5 protein-coding genes and 2 pseudogenes are annotated in these 8,050 nt (G+C 66.5%); 4 read left to right on the top strand and 3 right to left on the bottom strand.

All coding sequences use genetic code 11. The annotated features are described in order from the left end of the window. Window positions 1-84 precede the first annotated feature (84 nt). Window positions 85-255, bottom strand: a pseudogene (locus tag ABZS66_RS59070) (transposase); the annotation flags it as partial. A gap of 407 nt (window positions 256-662) precedes the next feature. Between ABZS66_RS59070 and ABZS66_RS59065 the strand changes: the two are divergent. The 4 genes from ABZS66_RS59065 (at window position 663) to ABZS66_RS59050 (ending at window position 6,690) form a co-directional block, all read left to right on the top strand. Next, window positions 663-1,874, top strand: coding sequence for an acetyl-CoA C-acetyltransferase (locus tag ABZS66_RS59065; protein ID WP_354773353.1), 1,212 nt, complete (start codon window positions 663-665; stop codon window positions 1,872-1,874). 20 nt (window positions 1,875-1,894) lie between these two features. Continuing rightward, window positions 1,895-4,093, top strand: coding sequence for a 3-hydroxyacyl-CoA dehydrogenase NAD-binding domain-containing protein (locus tag ABZS66_RS59060; protein ID WP_354773351.1), 2,199 nt, complete (start codon window positions 1,895-1,897; stop codon window positions 4,091-4,093). A gap of 35 nt (window positions 4,094-4,128) precedes the next feature. Next, window positions 4,129-5,709, top strand: coding sequence for an AMP-binding protein (locus ABZS66_RS59055; RefSeq protein ID WP_354773349.1), 1,581 nt, complete (start codon window positions 4,129-4,131; stop codon window positions 5,707-5,709). A gap of 672 nt (window positions 5,710-6,381) precedes the next feature. Then, on the top strand, window positions 6,382-6,690 hold the full coding sequence (locus ABZS66_RS59050) for a hypothetical protein (RefSeq protein ID WP_354773347.1): 309 nt from the start codon (window positions 6,382-6,384) through the stop codon (window positions 6,688-6,690). Window positions 6,691-6,765: 75 nt separating this feature from the next. Here the strand turns inward: ABZS66_RS59050 and ABZS66_RS59045 are convergent, their stop codons facing one another. Both ABZS66_RS59045 and ABZS66_RS59040 read right to left on the bottom strand, forming a co-directional pair. Continuing rightward, on the bottom strand, window positions 6,766-7,230 hold the full coding sequence (locus tag ABZS66_RS59045; protein WP_354773355.1) for a transposase: 465 nt from the start codon (window positions 7,228-7,230) through the stop codon (window positions 6,766-6,768). Next, a pseudogene (locus ABZS66_RS59040) lies at window positions 7,187-7,423 on the bottom strand (IS5/IS1182 family transposase); the annotation flags it as partial. The pseudogene ABZS66_RS59040 and the gene ABZS66_RS59045, both read right to left, overlap by 44 nt. Window positions 7,424-8,050 lie beyond the last annotated feature (627 nt).

The following is an 8,050-nucleotide window of genomic DNA, read 5'->3' as shown; positions in this document are numbered from 1 at the left end:
CGCCGCGTTCGCCACCATCGCCTGCACCCTCATCTGCTACCGCAAACTCCTCAAAAACCCCAAATGAGACACGGTCTTAGCCTGCCGCCGCCAGCAGGTCGTCCCGGAGCCGAACCCCAGACTCCTGCGGCAGGTACTCCCACGGGATCGCTGTGTACAGCACGAACAGGGTCCCGCACAGCGACTGCCGATCCGGCATCCGCTTCCGTCCGGGGTTGCGCAGCCGCCGGGGGTGCTGGGCAACAGTGGCTTGATCTGCTCCTACGACCCGTCCGGCACGATCCATGGTGGCTGCTCGCCCTTCCGCACGGTCGACGCCGTAGGTCGTCGTCCACAAAGGACAGAAACCCCTAGATCGCTCTGTTGGGAGTTTGTAAGGCGGCGCGCCTCGTAGTCGAGGCGGAGCATCGTCGGCACGCGGCCGGCGGAATCTCCTGCCGCTGTGGTCCGCCGAGAGTCCAACCTCATGTGTCCGCACCGGGTACGGTCATCCGGATGCGGACGCCCGTGTCCGGTGCTCGCATCGAGGCCCTCCGCCTCGACGAGTTCAGCAATCTTTCACGCCGAGCAACTTGAACTTAGATTCTATTTCTAATACGGTTGTGCTGGCCATCGACCGAGTACGGGGCGATTGGCACGGTTCATGGAGAGGCGGAGCACCGGTGATCACCGACGTTTTCATCTACGACCATGTGCGCAGTCCTCGAGGGCGCGGAAAGACCAGCGGAGCGCTGCATGAGATCACTGCGACGAATCTTGTGACGCAGTCGCTCGCGGCGGTGAAGCAGCGCAATGACCTCGCCGCCGACGGCATCGACGAGGTCATCCTCGGCATTGTGACGCCGTTCGGTGAGCAGGGTGCCACAAGTGTGCGCATGGCCCCGGTTGCGGCAGGGTTCGCCGACCGGGTTCCCGGCCTTCACCTCAACCGCTTCTGCGCCTCCGGACTCGAAGCTGTTGCAGTGGGCGCCGCGAAGATTGCCGCAGGCTGGACCGACGCCGTCATCGCCGGCGGCGTCGAGAGCATGTCACGCGTACCCCCAGGATCTGGCGGGGGTGGATCATGGGGGATCGATCCCGCGTTCACAGCCCAGTACCCACTGGTCACACAGGGCGTCGCGGCGGATCTGCTCGCCGCGCTCATCGGTGCGAGCCGGGAGGATCTCGACCGCTACGGCGTCGAAAGCCAGCGTCGCGCCACAGCCGCGTGGGACGGCGGTTACTTCAAGCGCTCCATCGTGCCGGTCACCGACATCGTCGGCACAGTCCTGCTGGATCGTGACGAGCACCTACGCCCGGAAACCACGTTGGAAGGGCTCGCTGTTCTCCCGCCCGCTTTCGCGTTCGAAGGTGGCCTCGGCTACGACGCGGTGGCGATCCAGCGCTATCCGCACATCGACTACATCGAACATCTACACACGGCAGGCACGAGCTCCGGCATCGTCGACGGTGCCGCTGCCGTACTCATCGGCAATGCAGAGTTCGGTGATCGCAGCGGACTCACGCCACGCGCCGTCATCCGCTCCTCGGTATCGCGCGGCTCCGAGCCGCTGCTATTTCTCGACGCTCCTCCCGAGACCGCGCGTCAAGCGCTCGCCCGGGCTGGCATGTCAGTGTCAGACATCGACCTGTGGGAGCTCAACGAGGCGTTCGCCGTGGTTCCGATCCTGATGATGAATGAGCTCGGCATCTCCCATGACGTCCTCAACGTCAACGGCGGCGCCATCGCAATGGGCCACCCCCTCGGCGCGACTGGCGCGATGATCCTCGGCACGCTTCTCGACGAGCTCGAACGCCGGGAACTGTCGACCGGTGTCGTTGCTCTGTGTGCGGCAGGCGGCCAGGCGATCGCCACGGTCATCGAACGAGTCTGACGAGAACAACGGAGCGAACTATGACGTACAGCGTCGCAACCGCAACCGATGAGGACGGCATTGCCGTCCTCACGATGGATCTGCCCGGTCAGTCCATGAACACCCTCGGCGGCCAGTTGCTCGGCGATCTCCAAGAGGCGTTCGCCGCCGCCGTCGCCAACCCATCCGTACGCGGTGTCGTCATCGCGTCCGGAAAGGACGGCTTTCTCGCCGGCGCCGACCTGAAGAGCATGGATGCTGGCAACGGGGCCGAGCGCGAGCCGCTCAGCGTCGCGGAGCAGGTGGAGGAGTCGCTCTCGTTGTCGCGCACGCTGCGCGCGATCGAGACGGCCGGCAAGCCCGTCGCGGTTCTGGTAAACGGCGTCGCGGCCGGTGGCGGGCTTGAGGTTGCGCTCGCGTGCCACTACCGGGTCGTCGCCGACGATCCGACGATCCGGCTCGGGCTCCCGGAGGTCTCCGTCGGACTCATTCCCGGTGGCGGCGGAACGCAGCGGCTGCCACGGCTCATCGGGATCGAGCAGGCGCTGCCGCTGTTGACGCAGGGGACACTCGTCGATCCGCCGACCGCGCTCCGGCTCGGCTTCGTCGACGCGGTCGTGCCGAGGGAGGAAATGCTGGCGAACGCCCGGGCGTGGCTGCTCGAGGTAGGCGATCCCGTCGCACCTTGGGACAAGAAGGGCTTCGAGGTCCCAGGAGGCACGGCGACGACGTCGAAGCGTGTCGGGCAGCTGTTCACTATCGGGAACGCGGCGACGCGGGCGAGAACGTACGCCAACCTCCCCGCCGTCACAGCGGTTGCCGCAGCGGTCTACGAAGGAACTCAGCTGCCGTTCGACACGGCGCTGCGCGTGGAGGGCAAGTACTTTCACAAGGTCTACATCGATTCGACTTCCAAGGCACTCATCCGCACAATGTTCGTCAGCAAACAGGCGGCGGACAAGCTCGTGATGCGGCCGGATGGCTATCCGAAGGCACAGTATCCCTGCATCGGGATCATCGGTGCGGGGACGATGGGCGCGGGCTTAGCTTTGAACGCCGCGCGCAGCCGGATCAAAGTCATTCTCATCGACACGACGGAAGAGAAGGCGCACGCCGGCCGCGACTACGCCGAGAAGCAGCTGCGGCGGGCGGTCGAGAAGGGCCGCACGACCGAGGAGAAGGCGGCCCAGACACTTTCCCGCATCCATGCGACGAGCGACATGTCTGCGCTGGCTGGAGTTCCGATCGTCGTTGAGGCGGTGTTCGAGTCCCTCGATGTGAAGCGGTCGGTCATCGAGAGCGCAGAGCAGGTGCTCCCGGAAGACACTACCTTTGCTTCTAACACCTCGGGCCTGCCGATCACGGAGCTCGCCGGGTTCAGCAGGCGTCCCGCTCAGTTCATCGGCATGCACTTCTTCTCCCCTGCCGAGCGGATGCCGCTCGTGGAGGTGATCCGGGGTGCCGCGACCTCAGACGAGACACTCGCGAAGGCGCTCGACCTGGTGCAGGTGCTACGGAAGACTCCCGTAGTCGTGAACGACAGCCCCGGCTTCTATACGACCCGCTTCATCGGCTCCTTCATTGGCGAGAGCTTCCGCATGGTGCAGTCAGGAGTCACCCCGGCACTGCTGGAAAATGGCGCGAAGATGCTCGGGATGCCACAGGGCGCGCTGGCGATCTCGGACGCCATCGGCCTTGACGTCGGGCAACACGGTGTTCTTGGCGAGGTTGCCGCGCTTCCCGACGACGCCGACCTATCCCGATTCCCCCTCTCGTCGGTGCTGGCCGCACGATTCGGCCGGCGCGGCCGGAAGTCCGGCGCCGGGTTTTACGACTACCCAAAGGAGGGGACGCCCCGGCTGTGGACCGGACTCGCCGGGCTCGTCGCCTCGTCGGATCACAACCCTTCAATCGACGAGGTGAAGGAGCGCATCCTGTACGCACAACTCGCCGAGGGCGCGCGCGCGTTCAGCGAGGGGGTACTCCTCGATGTCATTGACGGCGACCTCGGCGCCGTCCTCGGCGTGGGGTTCCCCGCCCACCTGGGCGGACCCTTCACCGCCATGGACGCGATCGGGATCCCCAGGGTGGTTGCAGTGATGGATCGCCTTGTGGCCGCCCACGGCGAGCAGTTCGCTGCACCGGAGCTACTACGCACGATGGCGACGAACGGCCAGACCTTCTACGGCCGCAACGCGGTCGCCTCGCCTGGACACCGACGCGCCACGGCGGTCGTCTGATTCCGCGCGCCCGCACTCAGCGAAGAGAGCCGAGCATGACCACACCTCCATCAGGACCTGTCCAAGTCGTCACTGGCGCATACGCGATCGGAGTCGCCGACCCCGACCGGATCGCGCTCATCAACGAAGCGACCAGCGTGCAGTTGACCTTCGGCGAGTTGCGCCGCCGCGCGAATCGCGTTTCGAACGCTCTGCGGGAGCGGGGAATCGGCGCGGACGACGTCGTCGTCTCGCAGCAGCGCAACGGCATCGAACACTTCGAACTGCTTCTGGGCACCTTCCAGATTGGTGCCGTCATGGTGCCGACCAGCACACACCTCACCCCAGCGGAGGTGGAATACGTCCTTCATGATGCCGGCGCCAAGGCGATCGTGGCTACCGCGGACCTCGCCGAGCGGCTCGCGTACTCGAACATCACCCTTCCGGCGCTCAGATTCGCGGTGCCATCGCTCGCGGCACCCGGGTGGACGTCGTTCTCGGAGCTCAACGCCTTTTCCTCCGACGACGTGCCCGATGACCGGCGCACCGGCGTGCAGATGTACTACACGTCGGGAACGACCGGGAAACCGCGCGGTGTACGCAGGAAGGCAGCCCCGGTTTCACCGGACCTCGTCGCGAGCGGGATGGCGAGTTTCCTCGATGTCTTCGGCACTCTCGCCGACCCGCCGGGAACAGCGCTGTTGTTCTCGCCTAGTTACCACGCAGCCCCTGGAACGAACACGATCGCCGCGCTCCATCGTGGCCTCACGGTCGTGATCCAGCCGAAGTTCGACGCCGAGCAGGCGCTCGCTGCGATTGAACAGCACCGTGTGTCCGTCGCGAACGCTGTGCCGACCCATATCCACAGGCTCCTGCAGTTGCCGGAGCGTACACGGAGCGCATACGACCTCTCCAGCCTGCGCGGCTTTGTCGTCGCGGGTGCACCGTTCTCCCGTACCCTCAAAGCGCGCGCGCTGGAGTGGCTCGGACCGAGGGTGTGGGAATACCTCGGGTCGACAGAGGGCGTGGCCGCCGTGGTGAGCCCGCAGGAGGCGCTGGAACACCCGGGCACCGTTGGTCGCCCGGCCGACGCGGTTATATTGGACGAGTCAGGTCAACAGGTACCAGCGGGTGAGAACGGCACGATCTTCTTCCGTGCGCCGGGCAGCGAATTCGTGTACCTCAATGACAACGAGAAGACCACGAAAGCGGTACGGGGGGACGGCTACGTTACCGCGGGGGACCTCGGCTACATGGACGAGGACGGCTATCTGTACCTGCTCGACCGCCGAGTCGATCTCATCATCACCGGCGGCGTCAACGTCTACCCCGCGGAGATCGAGCAACGCCTAGCTGAGCATGAGGCGGTGCGCGACTGTGCGGTGGTCGGGTTGCCCGATCCCGAATGGGGAAACATCGTCGTCGCCGCGGTGGAGCTCAACGAGGACGTCAGCCCGGGCGATACGCTCTCGGAGGAGCTAAGATCGTTCTGTCGTCAGACGCTTGCCGGGCCGAAGACACCCCGCCGCTTCATATTCCGAGCGACCCTGCCACGCACCGAGACCGGCAAGATGCTGCGACGAGAGGTACGCGAGCAGCTCGTCCTGGAGTCCGCTCACCCCAGTGAGCCGTCATAGACGGCTCCAAGCTCGCTGCCCCTCCGGAGGTTGTCCACACCACCCGCAGCCGCTCCGGCGCTGCGGCCCGATTCGGGTGATCAACGCCGCCGCAGCGTGGTTGCACCGGCGGGCAACGGAGCCGTCCCGGTAGGTCGGACGGGCCGTTCGAGCGGCTATCCCGACGGACGCACCGACCGGGCCCGTCGCGGAGCAGCTTGTGCAGCCGTCAAACGTGGGCGAGGTGATAGCTGACGAAATTCCGGTGGCGGCGCGATCTAGGCAACGGCTGCCAATAACTCCCCGCCTGGGCGGGGCCCGCTACTGGGCCGTGCGTGGTGGACGGCATCTCAGGTTGATGGCGCGCAGGGCGTCGATGAGAGCGCCGTTGTTCCGGCTGTCGTGTCCGCCAGATCGTTCCTCACCGCTTTCGGCCGTGGGGTGGACGTGTCTGCATCGACTATGCTCGCTGCTTGCTGTTGGCGGTACACCGCACTGGCTCAGCGCATGCCGGTCGGTCGGCCTGCCCCAGTGCGAGGACTCTCGGAACCCGCCTCATCACGGTCCCGGGGTCGGTCAATCCTTCAACGGCTGGACATTCTCCGAGGCTGCTGCGATGCCGCCCGCCGGTCGGCACTGCAACCGGAGCAGACCCGCGATCAGATGACGGTCTCGACCTCATAGGGTGAAGCCGTGGGCCGTGAGGAAGGACAGGAAGTCCCCGACGTTGTAGGCCTGCGCAGGGGACAGTACGCCGGACCGGTCGTCGGCGAGCACCAAGCGCCGAGCTCCCTCGACCGCAATCACCGCGGTGGAACCATAGACGTCCCGGCCGCGCACTACGGCGCGGTCGGGGCGGCGGTCGGCCCCGACGGCCTCGGCCAAGGGGTACGCCTGACGCTGGTGGCCGCCGAGGTCGGCCTCGCGGCGCCCGGCACCGCATGCGCCCGGCCGATCGCCTTCGTCGCACTGGCCGCGCCCCGTCCAGAGGTTAAAGATTAAGCTAAGTGCCTGTTGGTAAAGGGTCTATGCGGGTGTTGGCGTGGGGCTGACTCGTGGGCGTGGTTGGGCCCATCGTCATTGGAGGGGCGGGTCGGTGGATCGGCGGGCGAGGCGTCGGGTCATGATCCAGATGGTGGCCCAGTAGATCATGGCTTCGTGGTGGTCTGGGCGGCGTTCGTAGTCGCGGGCCAGGCGCCGGTAGCGCAGGAGCCAGGCGAGGCTGCGTTCTACGACCCATCGGCGGGGCAGCACGGTGAAGGCGTGCGCTTCGGCGCGTGTGACGATCTGCATGGTGATGCGGGCGACTGCGTGGATCCAGCCGGTGAAGGCTTTGCCGTCGTAGCCGGCGTCGGCCCAGAGCAGCCGTAGCTGGGTGCAGGCGTTGGGCAGGGTGATGATGAGCAGTTTCGCCCCCGTGCCGGTCGCCGATGTTCGCGGCGGTGACGACCGCAGCGAGGAGGAACCCTTCGGTGTCCACGGCGATGTGCCGTTTCCGGCCGTTGATCTTCTTGCCGTTGTCGAAGCCGCGGGTCGTGGCACCGACGGTGTCGGCGGCCTTGACCGACTGGGAGCCCATGATCCCGGCGGTCGGCTGGGCGTCGCGGCCGACGCCGGTGCGCAGCCGGGCCCGGAGCCGGTCGACCAGCAGGTGTGGCAGGCCGCGCTGGCTCCAGCGTTGGAAGAACGCGTAGACCGCTTCCAGGGTGGGAAGTCGATCGGCAGTGCCCGCCATTCGACACCGTTGCGCACGACATAGCCGGCCGCGTCGAGCATCGCGCGCAGGTCGTGCAGCATCGCCGGCCGGTGGCCCGCCGCAACTGGTCCATCACCTGCCGGGCGTGCGGTTGCAGGATCTTCCACTGCGCATCGGTCTGGTCGGAGGGATAGCGGCGGACCGGTCACGACACAGACAGCCGGGACAGGTGGTACTGGCGCCAGCACCGGCCCTACCCCGTGAAATCCCGAGGCTAAGGCCAACCGGCGGTCGCTGCGCGCACGGGGCGTCCCACTCGCGATCCCAGAACGCGTTGATGTGCGGGCCAGCCGCGCTCGCAAGGGATCACGGGGCGGCCGGCCCCCGAACTTCGATGCAGCATGGTACGAGGACCGCAACCGGGTCGAACGGGCATTCAACCGACTCAACAGCTCCGGGTTGTGGCTACAAGGTGAGACGAGTTGAAATCCCGCTACGAGGCAACGGTTACCGTCGCCTCGATCGTGATCTGGCTCCGCGCCAGACCTGGCCGCGCCACTTCAAGATCCATCAGACAGGCGGCCCTAAGGGGTCAGTTCAGGATGGGTGGTGTGCGGCGTGGGTCCGGATGAGTCCCTCGACGCCGCGCAGGAAGGTCTCGCAGAT

Source organism: Dactylosporangium sp. NPDC005572, from assembly GCF_040605515.1.
In the GTDB taxonomy this organism is placed as follows: Bacteria; Actinomycetota; Actinomycetes; order Mycobacteriales; family Micromonosporaceae; genus Dactylosporangium.
The sequence above is the reverse complement of the archived record's forward strand: the minus strand, read 5'-3'. Positions and strand labels throughout refer to the sequence as shown.

Coding starts and splice junctions, on each gene's coding strand:
- ABZS66_RS59060 (WP_354773351.1), top strand. CDS start 1,895: ATGACGTACAGCGTCGCAACCGCAACCGATGAGGACGGCATTGCCGTC.
- ABZS66_RS59055 (WP_354773349.1), top strand. CDS start 4,129: ATGACCACACCTCCATCAGGACCTGTCCAAGTCGTCACTGGCGCATAC.